Genomic DNA, 15,135 nt, shown 5'->3' on the forward strand with positions numbered 1-15,135 from the left:
GGCCTGCATTGCTCTCGTTCTGTGGCGCGCGGCCGGGTTCGCGTCGCCGCTCAGGCGCCGCCGAACACTTCGCGCAAATCGACCTGCCCTTGCGCGGGCCGGTCCAGCATCTTCAGTTCGACATGCTGCAGGTGGCGCGCCATCAGCGTCACCGCCCGCTTCGGATCGCCCGCCTCCAGCGCGGCGAGGATCTCGTCGTGGTCGTCGCACGAACACGGGCTGCGCCCGTGCGATTCGTACAGCGCCGACATCAGCGTCGAACGTGCGACGAGCCCTTCGAGGCACTCGCTGAGCGTCGCATTGCCCATCAGCGTGGCGAGCGCCGTATGGAATTCGCCCGACAGCCGGATCCATGCCGCGAAGTCGTGCCGCTCGAACGCCTTGCGTTCCTTGTCGATCAGCGCGGCGACGCCCTTCAGCCGCTTCGCGCCGGGCCCGGTCGCGAGCCGCTCGACCACGGCGAGCTCGATGATCCGGCGCATCTCGAACACCTCGTGCACGTCCTGCAGCGTCGGGCTCGCGACGAACGCACCGCGGTTCGGTTCGAGTTCGACCAGCTTGTCGGTCGCGAGCTGCGCGAGCGCCTGGCGAATCGTCCCGCGCTTCACGCCGAACACGTCGCAGAGCTGCGCCTCCGTCAGCTTCGCGCCGGGCGCGAGCCGATGCTCGAGGATCGCCGTGCGGATCCGCTCGGCGATCGCTTCGGGACTGGCTGCACCGGACGCGTGGGAATCGGGCTCGTTCATGATCTGCATCGTGTGATGGTCCTCATCCTAGGATGGACATAAAGATTGTCAACAATTCTTTTCCTGAATTTCGCACAATCGACGTGCACGGACGCGACCCCAATCGGTGCAGGATGCGCGAAATCCATGCATATCAAGCCTGAATGCCATGACAGAGGCCGTTCTTGTCGTATACCCTCCCGGCCATTTTGTTGACAAAAATGGTGCAAAATCCGGTGACGATCCTGTCGGCGGCAGTCGAAATTTTTGACCGTTAGTTGCACATTTGCATAAAGAAAAAGGCGGAAACCCGCCTTTCGATCGACCGCGCCCGCATCAGCCGAGGTGCGGATAGTCCGACAGCGTGAGCCGGAAACCGTGTGCGTTCGCGACCAGCTGCGCCTGCGCGCCGAACGGCAGCGTCAGCAGGTCGGGCACGTGGCCGAACTGCAGGCCCGTGACGACCGGGATGCCGACCACCTCGCGCACCTGGTCGATCATCGCCTGCATGTCGTAGCCGTTGTCGTACTCGAACGGCCGCGCGCCCGTGAACTGGCCGAGCACGAGCGCCTGCTGGCGCGCGAGCAGGCCCGACAGGTGCAGTTGATAGATCATCCGCTCGATCCGGAACGGTTGCTCGTTGACATCCTCGATGAACAGGATGCCGCCCTCGATGTCGGGCATGTAAGGCGTGCCGATGAGCGACGTGAGGATCGCGAGGTTGCCGCCCCACAGCGTGCCCGTCACGTTCACGGTCTGCACCTGCGGTGCTTCGGCGATGATCGTCGTGCTCGGCTGCGTCAGCGTCTGCCAGAAGTGCTGCATCGTGAAGTCGCTCGGCGTTTCCGCGCCGAAATCGGCGGACAGCATCGGGCCGCCGAACGTCTTGATGCGCGCCTTCGCGTACAGCGCGAGCTGGATCGCCGTGAAATCGCTGTGGCCGACGAGCGCGACGGGCCGGTCGCGCAGCCTGCGCTCGAGCCCGCGATAGTCGAGCCCGTGCAGGATCCGCGCGGCACCGTAGCCGCCGCGCACCGCGAGCGCGATGTCCGGCAGCGGCCGCTCGGGATCGGCGAGACGATTCAGGTCGCCTGCCCGCTCGCCGTCGGTGCCGCCGAAACGCTGGAAGCGCCGCTGCGTCGCCTCGATGTTCTCGATGCGCTGCTGCGCGATGCTGAGGCGTTCGAGCGCGCGATTGATCGCGTCGGGATCGTGCGGATAACCGGATGGCGCCAGCAGGCGGATGGTGTAGGACGCGGCGGGCTGGAAGGACATGGCGAAAGGTGTCGGGTCGTCAAACCTGCTTAGAGGGTCCGAACCGTCTTCGGTTCAGCGGAACCGTGCGCGCCCAGGGCGGCAGGCGCGGCCGGCGCGACTATGACGCGCCGGATTCGCCGTCGCGCGCCAGCCGTGCTTCGCGCAACGCGCGACGGCGCTCGGCGAAGAACGACTTCAGCGCGGCGCCGCACTCGTCGGCGAGCACGCCGCCGGTCACTTCGGTATGGTGGTTGAGCTGCGGATTCGCGAACGCGTCGATCACGCTGCCGCATGCACCCGTCTTCGGATCGGCGGCGCCGTAGACGACCCGCGCGATGCGCGCATGCATGATCGCACCCGCGCACATCAGGCATGGCTCGAGCGTCACGTACAGCTCGCAGCCGGGCATCCGGTAATTCTGCAGATTTTGCGCGGCCATGCGCAGCGCCGCCATTTCCGCATGGGCCGACGGGTCGTGCCCGCCGATCGGATGGTTGAAGCCGCGTGCAATCACTTCGTCGCCGCGCACGAGCACCGCGCCGACCGGCACTTCGCCGGCCGCGCGCGCCTCTTCCGCGGCGGCCTGCGCGAGCCGCATGAAATGCAGGTCGCGCGCCGATACGGGTGCGGTTTCGGGAGCAGGAGACTGGGCGGCGGGTTCAGCGGCCGTGTCGGCCACCGATCGGGCTGCGTCGTGCAGCGCGTCGGACGTCACATCGGCCCCGCTTCGGCGGGCGCATCGTCGAGCCCGCGCTCGCACAGGCGTTCCGCGATGCGACGGCAGTAGTCGCGCGGCATCACCATCGGGCCGCCGCGCAGCGATTCGAGCGCCATGTCGAGCGCCAGGATCTTCGCCTGCAGCCGGCAGCGCGCGGCGCGGTCGCTGACCGCCTGCACTTCGTCATGCAAGTTGCGCAGCGCGCGCAATTGCTCGACGGCCGGCGGCACGAAGCCCGCGTTCTTCAGGATACGGTTGGCCACCCGCACCTCCTCGGGCACGAGCAGGTCGTCATCCAGCGCCTGCGGCGCGCCGGTACCCGGCAAATCGTCGAACTCTCCCCGCGCGGCGGCGGCGGCAATACGTTGTTCGACCAGGGCGTCAAGCAATCTCATCAGTCAATGGGAACAATGCGGCAGGCCGAATTCTAGCAGGGTGACGCGGGTATGACAGGCCCTTCGAATACATGCTCGATATTGTGCTTTTAGGGGCCGAATCGTGACGCATGCGCGCCGATCGGCGCCAGTTGCCGGTCTGCTGCGCCGCAGCGGGCGAAGCGCCGTCCGGACACCTGCAAATGCAGGCGGTGTCCGGCCCTGTTTTTTATCTGCGTCGATGCGTTCCGGGCGTCGCCAATCCGGCGAAACGGAAGGCGCCCGTCTTCCGTTATCGGGTCACGCGGCCATCGTTTCCGGCCGCGCTTTCGCAAACGGGCGGAACATCGTCGCGATCAGGAACGCGCCGAGACCGATCGCGAACGAACCGAGGTACAGCCAGCCGTAACTGCCGAACGTATCGACGATCAGACCGCCGGCAACGGGCCCCGCAGCCATGCCAAGGCTGCCGGCCATCGCGCAGCCGCCGATCACGGTGCCCATCATCCGCAGCGGGAAGTTCTCGCGCGCGAGCACCGAATACAGCGGCATCACGCCCGCATAGATGAAGCCGAACAGCGTCGCGACCGCGTAGAACCCGTCGAGCGTGCGCACGAAGTAGTAGCCGAGCGCGCCCAGCGCCTGCGCGAGCAGCCCGGCCACCAGCATGCGCTTCGCGCCGACACGGTCGCCGAGGAGCCCGAACACGATCCGGCCGCCCATGCCCGCGAGCCCTTCGACGCTGTAGATCGACACCGCGACGATCAGCGGGATCCCGCACGTCACCGCGTAGCTGACCGTATGGAAAATCGGGCCCGAGTGCGTCGCACAGCAGAAGAAGTTGGTCAGCAGCAGCACCATGAACTGCGGCGAGCGCAGCGCGTCCGCGACCGACATCGCCGCGGGCGCGCCGGCAGGCGCGGGCACAGCCTGTGCGCGGTCGAGCGCGGGCGCGCGGCGCACCAGCAGCGACGCCGGAATCATCACGACGGCCGCCAGCGCGGCGACCAGCAGCATCGACGTGCGCCAGTCGTGCGTCGATACGAGCCATGCGGCCAGCGGCGACATCGTCATCGGCGCCATCCCCATGCCGGCCGACACGAGCGACACCGCCAGGCTGCGGTGCGTGTCGAACCAGCCCGTCACGCACGCCATCATCGGCGCGAACACCGCGGCCGCCGCGCTGCCGACGGCAAGACCGAAGGTCAGCTGGAACGCGAGCAGCGACGGCGCTCGGCTCGCCAGCGCGAGGCTCGCCGACAGCAGCACGGCGCCCGTCATGACGACCGCGCGCGTGCCGATGCGGTCCGACAGGCTGCCCCACCCCATGCTCGCGAAGGCCATCGCGATGAAGCCGAGCGTCATCGCGCCGGAAATGCCGGTCATCGACCAGCCCGTATCGCGCGCAATCGCGCGCAGAAACACCGGCAGCGAAAACATCGCGCCGATCGCGATGCAGCCCATCAGGCCGCCCGCGGCGACGATCACCCAGCGGTATCGGGAATCCGGCATCTGGCGTCTCCTTTCTCGTTTCCGCAACCCTCGGAACCGGGCTCCCGCCGCGCTGCGCTGCGGCCGGTCCGGCTGCCGCATCGACGCTGTCGCGAGCCCGGTCGACATCGATACGACGGGCGACGCATCGGGAAATCGACATGCGCGGCGCACACGCCGGCGAATTTTTTTGATTGTCGGCCGATCCGCGCGGCTGGCGAGGGCGGATCGTTCGAACACCGAATGCCGCCGGAGCGCCCGTCCGGCCTGCCGCCCTGCTTTTCCGGATTCGGAAAGTCGAAATCAGAAATGGTTGGTTTGGACGCACGATCGCGCTGGCTACACTCGAACCATCTTGTCATAACAAGTTGACCGATGCCTCCAACCAACGTCGTGCCGCTGTCGGCGCCGCCGCTCTATGTGCAGATCAAGGACACGATGCGCGCGCGCATTCTCGACGGCACCTATGCGCCGCACAGCCGGATGCCGTCCGAGCACGAGCTCTGCGCAATGTTCGACGTCAGCCGCATCACGGTGCGCCAGGCGCTCGGCGACCTGCAGAAGGAAGGCCTGTTGTTCAAGCTGCATGGCAAGGGCACGTTCGTGTCGAAGCCGAAGGCGTTCCAGAACGTGACGTCGCTGCAGGGGTTCGCCGAGGCGATGTCGTCGATGGGCTACGAGATCGTCAACCAGTTGCGCAGCGTTCGCACCGTGAAGGCCGATCGCCATCTCGCGACGAAGCTGCACGTGCCGGAAGGCGCGCCGGTCGTCGAGATCCATCGCGTGCGGCTGCTGAACCGCGAGCCCGTGTCGCTCGAACAGACCTGGGTGCCCGAAGCGCTCGGCAAGCGCCTCGCGGGTGCCGATCTCGCGACCCGCGACATCTTCCTGATCCTCGAGAACGACTGCGGCATTCCGCTCGGTCATGCCGACGTGTCGATCGACGCAATCCTCGCCGACGACGAGATCGTCGACGCGCTGCGCGTCGAGGAAAGCAGCCCCGTGCTGCGCATCGAACGCCTCACGCACGACGCATCGGGCGCGCCGATCGACTACGAATACCTCTACTTCCGCGGCGACGCCTTCCAGTACCGGTTGCGCATCGACCGGCAGAAGGCCCGCAAACCTGCAAGGAACCCGCGATGAATACCCATGTGCACGAATACGACGTCGTCGTGGTCGGCGGCGGCACGGCCGGCCCGATGGCGGCGATCAAGGCGAAGGAACGCGACCCGTCCCTGCGCGTGCTGCTGCTCGAAAAGGCCAACGTGAAGCGCAGCGGCGCGATCTCGATGGGGATGGACGGGCTGAACAACGCGGTGATCCCCGGGCATGCGACGCCCGATCAGTACACGCGCGAGATCACGATCGCCAACGATGGCATCGTCGACCAGGAAGCCGTGTACGCGTATGCGACGCACAGCTTCGCGACGATCGAACAGCTCGACCGCTGGGGCGTGAAGTTCGAGAAGGACGGCACCGGCGACTATGCGGTGAAGAAGGTCCATCACATGGGCTCGTACGTGCTGCCGATGCCGGAAGGACACGACATCAAGAAGGTGCTGTACCGGCAACTGAAGCGCGCACGCATCGCGATCACGAACCGGATCGTCGCGACGCGCGTGCTGACCGACGCGCACGGCCATGCGAGCGGCGTGCTCGGCTTCGACTGCCGCACCGCGGAGTTCCACGTGATCCGCGCGAAGGCCGTGATTCTCTGCTGCGGCGCGGCCGGCCGGCTCGGGCTGCCGGCGTCGGGCTACCTGATGGGCACGTACGAGAATCCGACCAACGCGGGCGACGGCTACGCGATGGCCTATCACGCGGGCGCCGCACTCGCGAATCTCGAATGCTTCCAGATCAATCCGCTGATCAAGGACTACAACGGCCCCGCGTGCGCATACGTGACGGGCCCGCTCGGCGGCTTCACCGCGAACGGCCGGGGCGAGCGCTTCATCGAATGCGATTACTGGAGCGGCCAGATGATGTGGGAGTTCCATCAGGAACTGCAAAGCGGCAACGGCCCCGTGTTCCTGAAGCTCGACCATCTCGCGGAAGAAACGATCCGGACCATCGAGCAGATCCTGCATACGAACGAGCGGCCGAGCCGCGGCCGCTTCCATGCGGGGCGCGGGACCGACTACCGCAGCCAGATGGTCGAGATGCACATCTCCGAGATCGGCTTCTGCAGCGGCCACAGCGCGTCCGGCGTCTACGTGAACGCGCGCGCGGAGACGACCGTGCCCGGGCTCTACGCCGCCGGCGACATGGCCGCCGTCCCGCACAACTACATGCTCGGCGCTTTCACGTACGGCTGGTTTGCCGGGCAGAACGCGGCCGACTACGTGATCGGCCGCGACCATGCGCCGGTGGACGACGAACAGGTCGACGCGGAACGTACACGCGTGTTCGCCCCGCTGCTGCGCGAGCGCGGCCTGGCGCCGGCGCAGGTGGAATACAAGCTGCGCCGCATGGTGAACGACTATCTGCAACCGCCGAAGGTGACGCGCAAGATGGAAATCGGACTGCAACGTTTTGACGCGATTACTGAGGATATCGAATTTATCAAGGCAAGCCATCCTCACGAACTGATGCGCGCCGCCGAAGTGCGCGCGATTCGCGACTGCGCGGAAATGGCCGCGCGCGCGTCGCTGTTCCGCACCGAAAGCCGCTGGGGGCTGTACCACCATCGCGTCGACTTTCCGCATCGCGACGACGCCGAATGGTTCTGCCACACATGGCTGCGAAAGGATGCCGACGGCGCGATGCGCAGCGAGAAGCGGCCGGTCGAGCCGTACATCGTGCCGCTGGCCGACGACGAACGCGGTGCCTACGCGCATCTGCGCATCCGCGAACCGGCCGCGCTCGCGGCCGCCCTTTGAGGAGCCACACCATGCCCCATACCCCGCACGACATCTTCCAGCGCAGCAGCGCGCCCGTCACGATCGACGAGGCACTGTGCATCGCCGACAAGGGCTGCACCGTCTGCGTCGACGTGTGCCCGCTCGACCTGCTCGCGATCGACGTGACCAAGGGCAAGGCCTATATGCAGTTCGACGAATGCTGGTACTGCATGCCGTGCGAGCGCGATTGCCCGACCGGCGCGGTCAAGGTCGAGATCCCTTATCTGCTGCGCTGACCGGGCGCGTGCCAATCGTCGTCGTGCTGCCCGCGCGGGCCGTGCATCGACGACGTGACGGCCGGGCCGGCGTTCGTCAGGTTCGCGTCGCCCATGCACCGCGCTCCGTGAGCAGCCGCCCTTTCATCGAACCGACCTTTTTCCCATGACCGATTTCTCTTCCACCTCCTCGCTGCCCGGCATGCACGATCCGGATCGTGCCGTGCTCGTCGCCCGCCTCGCTGCGCCCGACGCATCCGTGCGCCGCATCGCGCTGCTCGAACTCGCCGATCTCGAGGAATCCGGGTTCATCCCCGCGTTCGTCGCGGCGCTGCGCGACGACCCGTCGGCCGACGTGCGCAGCGAGGCGGCCCGCGTGCTCGGCGCGTGGGAACAGCCCGACGTCGTCGATGCGCTGTGCCGCGCGCTGCTCGATCCGGACGACGGCGTGCGCGCGACCGCTGCGCAGAGCCTGTCGGAACTTAAGGACACGGCATCGGGCGCCGTGCTGTGCGGCTGGGCCGACCGGCCCGAGCCGTTCGTGCGCAGCGCCGTGCTGCGTGGGCTGCGCGAGTTGCGCGATCCGGATGCGTTCGCGCCTGCGTTGCGCTCGCTCGACGCCGACGCCACCACCGTGCGTGCCGAAGCCGTCGCCGTGCTCGGCTGGCTCAGGGATATACGCGCGTTGTCGCCGCTCGCGCGCGTCGCGACGATCGATGCCGATGCGGACGTGCGGCGCGTCGCGGTCGGTGCGCTCGGATTCGCGGCATCGGACGACACGACCGTCATCGCCGCACTGCTCGCAGCATTGCGCGACGCCGCATGGCAGGTACGCGAAGAATCGGCCGCAACGCTCGGCAAGCTGCGTGTCGCGGTCGCGCGTGACCAACTCGTCGCCGCGCTCGACGACGACTACTGGCAAGTGCGATTGCGCGCCGTTCGCGCGCTCGGACAGTTGCGCGATGCGGCTGCGGCGCCGGCCGTCGCCGCGCTGCTCCCGCATACGATCAGCAATCTGCGCAAGGAAGCCGCGCTCGCGCTCGGCGAACTGCGCGACCCCGGCACGCTTCCGGTACTGCACGACGCACTCGACGATCGCGATCCCGAAGTGCGCAAGGCCGTGCGGATCGCGATCCGGCAGATCGGAGAGGCGCGATGACGCCGCCGACCGAAATCGTGCTCGACCACGCTGCTCGTGTGTTGACGCTGCGCTGGCCGGGCGGCGACATGCAACGCATCGATTACGTGCTGTTGCGCAGCAGTTGCCCGTGCGCGGCTTGCCGCAAGATCCGGTTCGGCGCAGGCGTGGTCGACGCGCGACCGGACGTGACGCTGGACGATGTGGAAGCGGCCGGTTACGGCATTCGCCTGCTGTTCGGCGACGGTCATGCTCGCGGCATCTATCCGTGGCCGTATCTGGCGGAACTCGGAAAACGCGCGACGGATCCGGACCTCGGCACGCATTGCGTGCGCAAGTTCGGCGATCTCGCGAACTGACCACCGGCGGGCCAGCCTCGCATCGGTACGCCGTTCCGGCTCGCAGCATGCCTCGATATGCACCGCGCCTGCCCGGCGCACTCGACGTTGCCGCCGAAACCTTCGCGCGCCGCCGTCATGCCTCCTGAAACGCTGCGATACTGACGCCTGCGCGCTGCGCGCCCCTTTTCCACAGGAGCCAGGACATGCAAACGGCAGTCGGATTCATCGGCCTCGGCGTGACAGGCACGCCGATGGCGCTCAACCTTGCGCGGGCCGGCTCGCCGCTCGTCGTGCAGAGCCGTTCGAACAGCAGCGATGGTGCGCTCGAGGCAGGCTGGTTCGATCTCGCGGAACTCGATCGGGACGATCTGCTGATGAGCCCGGGGGTCCAGGACGTCGCGCGACGAGCCGTCGAACGGACATCCGAACCACGACAAATCAAGCCATGATCAGAATCCGCAAATCCACCCAGGCCGACGGCTCACGCGTGCTGGATATCTGGCGCAGCGCGGTCGACGCGACGCATCACTTCCTGAGCGACGCCGACCGACGCGCGATCGATGCCGAAGTCGAGCCGTTTCTGCCCGGCGCGCCGCTCGATGTGGCCGTCGACGAGGCCGATCGGCCGATCGGCTTCATGCTGCTCGACGGCAGTCACATGGCAGCGCTGTTCATCGATCCCGCTCACCATGGCGCGGGCATCGGGCGCCTGCTCGTGGAAGAAGCGCTCAGGCACCATCCCGACCTGTCGACCGACGTCAACGAGCAGAACGAATCGGCGGCGGGATTCTATGAAAGGCTCGGATTCGAGCGCTGCGGGCGATCGGCGCTCGACGGACAGGGGCGGCCTTATCCGCTGGTCCACCTTCGCTATCGCGGCGCGATCGCGTCTGGCCGGTCGCAGGAAAACGCGTGACTTGGACTTGCGCGGCATCTCCTGCCGCGCCGCTTGCCAACCACGCACCGAACGCCCCGAAGCACTCGCTCGCCTTCGATTGCGCGATACCCATGCAATCCATGCATCGCAGCTAAACGGGAGATTTACAGCGATCCGATCGGATTCAGCATCAGGCAGCGCGCACGGCAAACCATGGGCTCGATCCGGATGGTCGACGACCGGAGCGGGCTTCCAACATACGATCACGCCGACGAACTGCGGTTCGTCAGCGGCCAGCGCCCTATTACATCGTAGTGCGTCCTGCGGAGCCAACTGTGAATCAGGACGAATTCGCGGACGGTCCACGTAATCGGATCGATCCTGTACTGATCGGGCCTGCGTTCGCCGTACAGCAACGTCACGTGGGGCGTGAAACGCGCACCTGAAACACGCAGACCTGCCTTTCCAAGGGCATCTCGAAGTTGCTGCTGAAAATCGATCAATATTTCCAGCCCTGCGCTCCCAGTCAGTACCAGAGGCCGATGGCCCGGCCGCCCATTGAAGCTGACGAGCCGATCGAAGGTGACGCCGAAAGACGGCACATCGATGCGATCCGCCGCGGCACATGCACGCGCGATGATGGCGCCCGGCACATAAGCAAAGTCGCCCAGGGAGTACAGCGTGACATGCAGACGCTCGGTGTGCAGCACCCCGCGCTCCCCAGGCTTCCCTGACTGCAAGCCTTCAGTCATTCCGGCAATACATGCAGCCGCCGCTGGATCGGGCATCGCAGCGAAGAAAAAGCGATGCTCGGGAACCGGTGGCGGCACATCGAATCCGGGTAGCGTCAGCTGAGTCATGGCCATATTGCAGATATGCCGATGGCAACGTCTCCATTATCGTCGATCGGAAGACAACCCTTCCGTCGCGCAAACAACAACGCCCGGCAGGTATCCCTGTCGGGCGCCTGCATCATCCGATACGGCAAGCTGCCAACGATGCACCGAGCGCCGGACTTGGTATCAAGACATCAAGGACCCGTTTTGGAATTGGACGTCGACAGCAACCGCATGGCACCGGATCGCAAGCGGGGAAATGGCAAGGACGATCGTTTCTCGAACTGAACGAGTCTTTCACAGGCCCGATGATGCTAACCTCTTGGCCAAACTAAACGCCACCGCATGAAGCAACAGGATTCAACCATGCAAACCGTTGCGGTACTGGACTTCGAAACAACCGGGCTGTCGCCGAATCTGGGCGACCGTGCCACCGAAATTGCCGTGATCCTTCTACGCGACGGACAAGTCGTCGACCGTTTCCAGAGCTTGATGAATGCGGGCAAACGCATACCGTCCGATGTCGTCGCGCTGACCGGTATCACGAACGACATGATTGCATCGGCTCCCCCGGCGTCAAAAGTCATGAAGGAAGCGGCGGCGTTCGTTGGCAAGCATGCGGTCGTCGCCCACAACGCCGGTTTCGACAAGCGGTTCTGGCAGGCAGAACTCGGGCTTCTCGGCATGTCGGCCGAGCATTCCTTTGCTTGCACGATGCTCGTGGCGAGACGTATCTATCCGGACGCTCGGAGCCACCGCCTGTCGAGCCTGGCCGAAACACTGCAGTTGCCGAAATCGGGACGTGCTCACCGGGCGATGGTCGACGCCGAGATGGCCAGTCATCTGTGGTGCCGGTTGCAGCACGACATTGCTCGGACTTACGGCCTGGATCGCATCGATCATGCGCTCATGACGCGCGTCCAGACGACGAGCAAGGCGAACGTGCCTATGTACTTGCGTTCGCTCGCACGCTCGCACGCGTGACAAATCCGCGCAATGCGTTAACGTAGAACGGCTTGGCAACCGCCAAGCCATTTCTTGTCCTGCGCCCGCCATCATGCCGACAGAGCGGCCTGCACCAGCACTACGTGCTGGTCGCAGTGCCGTGCGAATAGCTGCGCGGCACGCCCGTCGTATGTGACGATGCGCTCGAGGCGAGCTGGTTCGATCTCGCCGAACTCGATCGCGACGATCTGCCAATGAGCGCGAACGTGCGGGATATTGCGCGGCGGGTACACGACCTGGCATCTATTCGTCCCGGATCGCCCCGCTCCTGAACCTGAAATACCGCTGTCTTTCCTGCACCGTCTCGAGGGTGACTCGCATGAAGAAATGACGGCACCGGACGCCCGCGGGCGTCGGCATCAAGACAACTCGAACCATGTCAAGCAGTTTCAGTGCTGCTTACCCACCGAGCCAAAAACGCCACGACCTTTTCTTCGATGTGACTCTCAACAGTCTGCAATCGGAGCAAGGGGATCCCGCTTTTCCTCAAAATGCTGTCTTTTAGCGCATCCCGCTCGACTTGTTGCGCCATGCTGTGCGATCCGCCATCGACTTCGATCACACCCAACGGCGTTTTCCCTACCTTGAAATACAGCACGAAATCGCAACTGGCGCGATTCCTCATGAAATCCCGCTCCCGTGACGTCAGTGTGCCGTTGCTCAAGGAGATCAACTGATTCAAGGCAATCTGCGAGTGAAATGTCATCGCTCGATAAGCGTCGCCGGACAGTACCTCACGCAGTATCTGCGCCACAATCTGCTCGGACTTGTATCGAGAATCACTTGGACGCAGCCTGGCGTTGAGCCGCTCAAGCGACGCATCATATTCCTTGTAAAGCAGGTCGAAAGCTGACACGACCGGAGCTCGATGGATCTGCTTCTCGCCGGCGTAGTACTCGATATAACGGATCAGTGCAGCAATATGTCCGTTGTTTGCAGAAAAGACATCATCCCCCGTCACCAACGTGAACTTGTGCTTCGCTCTCGATACCGCCACATTGACCAAGTGCGGATCATCTACGAAACCCAGGCTTCGCTGGCTCCGGTACTTCTTGTCGAGCACCGTGGAAAAGACAATCTCGTCGCACTCCCTGCCCTGAAACTTGTGTACCGTATCCTTGACGAAATCGGCCGGCAAATGCGCGCGAGACAGCGTGACCTGGGCGTTGTACGGGGCGATGAATCCCCTGCGGTGCGCACTGTCCCAGTCGCTCTCGCCATCCCATTTGAGCGTCTCAAGCAGAGAATCCAGTTCGCGTCGATTCGCATTGTTTCGCGTGTGATTTCCCTTGGCCGTAACGAGCAGTTTCAGTGAATTTTCGCCTGCGTCTTGCGTCATCGGGACGAGTTGGTTGTCATAAAACTGCTGATTGCAGAACTGGATGATTCTGGGGTGGCATCGATAATGCTCCTTCAGGAGGGTCATCGGTATCGCATCCTTGAACACGCCGACACACGAATCGAGCAGACTGTATTTATCGCAGTCGTAGAACTCGCCAGGCGAGGCGATGCCAAGATTCCCCGGGATATGTGGGAGCTGCTTTCTGTCGCCGACGATGATCAGGTTCCTGGTGCAGCCCAGCGCCAGTATCCCGGGGACGATGTCTTGCTGCGACGCCTCGTCGATGATCACATAATCGAGAATCGCACCTCCGACGGAGTTGACAATGGAATGCGTGCTGCTACCGATAATCGGAAAACGCCGCACAAACGCATCGAAATTCCTACTGTAATTTTTTGCATCGAACGCTTCTTGCCGCGAGATATTCTGGTGAAGATGATGCTTGAGATGGGCCATCGATCCTGCGACCAGCTCATCCAGCAATGCGTCGAAGTTGCCACGCACCAGCGCTTCGCGATGGGCTGTCAATGCAGATTTTTTCTCCTGCAATGCTCTTTCGTAATAGTGCTTCTGCAAGGCATAAATCACCGATTTGCGCTTTTCCCAATCCTCAAATGGTTTCGCCCGCAGGATTTTAAAATTAAGTAGCAGCTCGAGTCTGTCCTTGAGCCGGATACGGTTCTCGGCAAGATAGGCCAGATAAGCCATCAGGTCTGACGATTTTCGTGGAGACAGTTTGTATCTATCCAGAGAAACCGGCATCGTCACCGAGTTCTCGCGCTGCCATTCCAGCAGGTAGTTCAGCTCTACGGTCAGTTCATCGATCTCGGCCTGTAGTCGAGCTACTGTATTCTGAGCATACAGGTGTTGCTTCAGCTTCTGCAGGACAGCTTGAATCTGTTCCATGGCAGGAGCAGGCACAGGGGGCTCCGACGGCAGGGCGGGAACATCGACGAAGAAGCCCTCGCGATTAGCCGCACGGCCCAGCTTGGCAACTACATAATCCAGTCCGACCTTATCTAGTTTTTCATAAACGTTTTCGACGGCAGCGTTGTTATTGGACAGGACCGCGACCGTTTTTCCCTGCAACAGGATGTTGGCCAGGATGTTCAAGATCGTTTGCGTCTTTCCCGTTCCGGGCGGCCCTTCTATCAGGCTGATTTGCGAGGCGAAAGCTTTCTCCACTGCCTTGAGCTGACTCTCGTTGACGCCAAAAGGGTAAATAAAGCTCCCCCCTTGCTCCCGCGGCTGATGCTGTGCCGCGCAATATGCGTGCAACGCCGTGTCTCCATGAGGAGTCACCTTCTCCAACTGACGCAGCACGTTGTCGGCAATAGGTTTGTCCTGCGGGCCCGCCTGCTCTGCCCTGGCCTTTGCCACGGCAACGAAATAACGGAATATCGGTCCATCCTTGATTTTCGTCGCGAGGGTGAACGCAATATCATGCGCGTTCATGACGTAAATCTTTCGGCTCCCTGGATAGTGGACGGCCGCATATTTCCCGCCATAGATCACCACCTTGTCGACGACGCTGAACACCGCTCCCCCTTTCTTTGAAAGAAGCTTGCCTTGCGCTACCTCGGTGGGTTCAATTCTGCAATTGCGGAGCGGACTATGGAAAGATTTGCCGGATGGGAAATGGCAAGTCAACATCAACTCATCCCCGTCGGTACTCCACCATATCGCCCAGTCTCTGATCTGCCTGGTTCTGTCTTCATCGTTTACCCAGATGGAAACCATATGATCCTTATGCAATTTTTATTCGAATCATAAAAATTCGGATTCCCCATTCTAAACGACACTCAGCCTCAACGATCCAGCAACAGGCGAGACTCCCGTCAATTCAGCTTGATCGTGAAGATCAAATGAACTCTGTATTGATAGTCCGTCATTAGAGAATAGCGGGGTACACA

The 15,135-nt window shown here is 63.6% G+C and carries 14 protein-coding genes and 2 pseudogenes; 9 read left to right on the forward strand and 7 right to left on the reverse strand.

Annotated features, from left to right (window positions below; translation table 11 throughout):
• Positions 1-50: 50 nt before the first annotated feature.
• The 5 genes from FPJ27_RS29190 to FPJ27_RS29210 form a co-directional block, all read right to left on the reverse strand.
• A complete protein-coding gene (locus FPJ27_RS29190) occupies positions 51-755 on the reverse strand; it encodes a GntR family transcriptional regulator (RefSeq protein WP_072437121.1) in 705 nt (234 codons plus the stop codon).
• Between the two features lie 306 nt (positions 756-1,061).
• Positions 1,062-2,000, reverse strand: coding sequence for a muramoyltetrapeptide carboxypeptidase (gene ldcA / locus FPJ27_RS29195; RefSeq protein WP_072437120.1), 939 nt, complete (start codon positions 1,998-2,000; stop codon positions 1,062-1,064).
• Positions 2,001-2,100: 100 nt separating this feature from the next.
• Positions 2,101-2,697, reverse strand: a complete 597-nt coding sequence (gene tadA / locus FPJ27_RS29200; protein ID WP_204423632.1) for a tRNA adenosine(34) deaminase TadA — start codon at positions 2,695-2,697, stop codon at positions 2,101-2,103.
• The gene (locus FPJ27_RS29205; protein ID WP_072437118.1) at positions 2,694-3,095 is read right to left on the reverse strand and encodes a DnaJ family domain-containing protein; all 402 of its coding nucleotides are present in this window, start codon (positions 3,093-3,095) and stop codon (positions 2,694-2,696) included. Before FPJ27_RS29205 ends, tadA begins: the two co-directional genes overlap by 4 nt.
• 279 nt (positions 3,096-3,374) lie before the next feature.
• Positions 3,375-4,586, reverse strand: coding sequence for an MFS transporter (locus tag FPJ27_RS29210; RefSeq protein ID WP_204423633.1), 1,212 nt, complete (start codon positions 4,584-4,586; stop codon positions 3,375-3,377).
• A gap of 354 nt (positions 4,587-4,940) precedes the next feature.
• Here FPJ27_RS29210 and FPJ27_RS29215 point away from each other — a divergent pair, with 354 nt between their 5' ends.
• The 7 genes and pseudogenes from FPJ27_RS29215 to FPJ27_RS29245 all read left to right on the forward strand — a co-directional run bounded on the left by FPJ27_RS29215 (position 4,941) and on the right by FPJ27_RS29245 (position 10,078).
• Positions 4,941-5,711: a GntR family transcriptional regulator gene (locus tag FPJ27_RS29215; RefSeq protein ID WP_204423635.1), complete on the forward strand. Its 771-nt coding sequence runs from the start codon at positions 4,941-4,943 to the stop codon at positions 5,709-5,711.
• Entirely contained in the window at positions 5,708-7,447 is a 1,740-nt protein-coding gene (locus FPJ27_RS29220) for a fumarate reductase/succinate dehydrogenase flavoprotein subunit (protein WP_204423638.1), read from the forward strand. The genes FPJ27_RS29215 and FPJ27_RS29220 overlap by 4 nt, the downstream gene beginning before the upstream one ends.
• Positions 7,448-7,458: 11 nt before the next feature.
• The gene (locus FPJ27_RS29225) at positions 7,459-7,704 is read left to right on the forward strand and encodes a ferredoxin family protein (protein ID WP_034181146.1); all 246 of its coding nucleotides are present in this window, start codon (positions 7,459-7,461) and stop codon (positions 7,702-7,704) included.
• Between the two features lie 145 nt (positions 7,705-7,849).
• On the forward strand, positions 7,850-8,842 hold the full coding sequence (locus tag FPJ27_RS29230; protein WP_204423641.1) for a HEAT repeat domain-containing protein: 993 nt from the start codon (positions 7,850-7,852) through the stop codon (positions 8,840-8,842).
• Positions 8,839-9,180, forward strand: a complete 342-nt coding sequence (locus tag FPJ27_RS29235; protein WP_204423644.1) for a gamma-butyrobetaine hydroxylase-like domain-containing protein — start codon at positions 8,839-8,841, stop codon at positions 9,178-9,180. The genes FPJ27_RS29230 and FPJ27_RS29235 overlap by 4 nt, the downstream gene beginning before the upstream one ends.
• Positions 9,181-9,365: 185 nt before the next feature.
• Positions 9,366-9,488, forward strand: a pseudogene (locus FPJ27_RS29240) (NAD(P)-binding domain-containing protein); the annotation flags it as partial.
• A gap of 119 nt (positions 9,489-9,607) precedes the next feature.
• Positions 9,608-10,078 (forward strand): acetyltransferase, encoded by a 471-nt coding sequence (locus tag FPJ27_RS29245; RefSeq protein WP_204423646.1) that lies wholly within the window; start codon positions 9,608-9,610, stop codon positions 10,076-10,078.
• A gap of 224 nt (positions 10,079-10,302) precedes the next feature.
• Here the strand turns inward: FPJ27_RS29245 and FPJ27_RS29250 are convergent, their stop codons facing one another.
• Positions 10,303-10,899, reverse strand: a complete 597-nt coding sequence (locus tag FPJ27_RS29250; RefSeq protein WP_204423649.1) for a 2'-5' RNA ligase family protein — start codon at positions 10,897-10,899, stop codon at positions 10,303-10,305.
• Positions 10,900-11,241: 342 nt separating this feature from the next.
• On the opposite strand from FPJ27_RS29250, the gene FPJ27_RS29255 reads away from it, so the two are divergent.
• Together FPJ27_RS29255 and FPJ27_RS36665 are read left to right on the forward strand one after the other, a co-directional pair.
• Positions 11,242-11,859 carry a 3'-5' exonuclease gene (locus FPJ27_RS29255; RefSeq protein ID WP_204423651.1) on the forward strand — a complete coding sequence of 206 codons (618 nt, stop codon included), beginning with the start codon at positions 11,242-11,244 and terminating at the stop codon, positions 11,857-11,859.
• 86 nt (positions 11,860-11,945) lie between these two features.
• Positions 11,946-12,152: pseudogene (locus FPJ27_RS36665) on the forward strand (ADP-ribose pyrophosphatase); the annotation flags it as partial.
• Between the two features lie 107 nt (positions 12,153-12,259).
• On the opposite strand, the gene FPJ27_RS29265 reads toward FPJ27_RS36665, so the two are convergent.
• Positions 12,260-14,962 (reverse strand): AAA domain-containing protein, encoded by a 2,703-nt coding sequence (locus tag FPJ27_RS29265; RefSeq protein WP_204423657.1) that lies wholly within the window; start codon positions 14,960-14,962, stop codon positions 12,260-12,262.
• Positions 14,963-15,135 lie beyond the last annotated feature (173 nt).

Origin of the sequence: Burkholderia sp. MS455, from assembly GCF_016899445.1 — a bacterium.
GTDB classification, from domain to species: domain Bacteria; phylum Pseudomonadota; class Gammaproteobacteria; order Burkholderiales; family Burkholderiaceae; genus Burkholderia; species Burkholderia pyrrocinia_C.

Coding starts and splice junctions, on each gene's coding strand:
- FPJ27_RS29250 (WP_204423649.1), bottom strand. CDS start 10,899: ATGACTCAGCTGACGCTACCCGGATTCGATGTGCCGCCACCGGTTCCC.
- FPJ27_RS29215 (WP_204423635.1), top strand. CDS start 4,941: ATGCCTCCAACCAACGTCGTGCCGCTGTCGGCGCCGCCGCTCTATGTG.
- FPJ27_RS29210 (WP_204423633.1), bottom strand. CDS start 4,586: ATGCCGGATTCCCGATACCGCTGGGTGATCGTCGCCGCGGGCGGCCTG.
- FPJ27_RS29265 (WP_204423657.1), bottom strand. CDS start 14,962: ATGGTTTCCATCTGGGTAAACGATGAAGACAGAACCAGGCAGATCAGA.
- FPJ27_RS29255 (WP_204423651.1), top strand. CDS start 11,242: ATGCAAACCGTTGCGGTACTGGACTTCGAAACAACCGGGCTGTCGCCG.
- FPJ27_RS29190 (WP_072437121.1), bottom strand. CDS start 755: ATGCAGATCATGAACGAGCCCGATTCCCACGCGTCCGGTGCAGCCAGT.
- ldcA (WP_072437120.1), bottom strand. CDS start 2,000: ATGTCCTTCCAGCCCGCCGCGTCCTACACCATCCGCCTGCTGGCGCCA.
- FPJ27_RS29225 (WP_034181146.1), top strand. CDS start 7,459: ATGCCCCATACCCCGCACGACATCTTCCAGCGCAGCAGCGCGCCCGTC.
- FPJ27_RS29235 (WP_204423644.1), top strand. CDS start 8,839: ATGACGCCGCCGACCGAAATCGTGCTCGACCACGCTGCTCGTGTGTTG.
- FPJ27_RS29205 (WP_072437118.1), bottom strand. CDS start 3,095: ATGAGATTGCTTGACGCCCTGGTCGAACAACGTATTGCCGCCGCCGCC.
- FPJ27_RS29220 (WP_204423638.1), top strand. CDS start 5,708: ATGAATACCCATGTGCACGAATACGACGTCGTCGTGGTCGGCGGCGGC.
- FPJ27_RS29230 (WP_204423641.1), top strand. CDS start 7,850: ATGACCGATTTCTCTTCCACCTCCTCGCTGCCCGGCATGCACGATCCG.
- FPJ27_RS29245 (WP_204423646.1), top strand. CDS start 9,608: ATGATCAGAATCCGCAAATCCACCCAGGCCGACGGCTCACGCGTGCTG.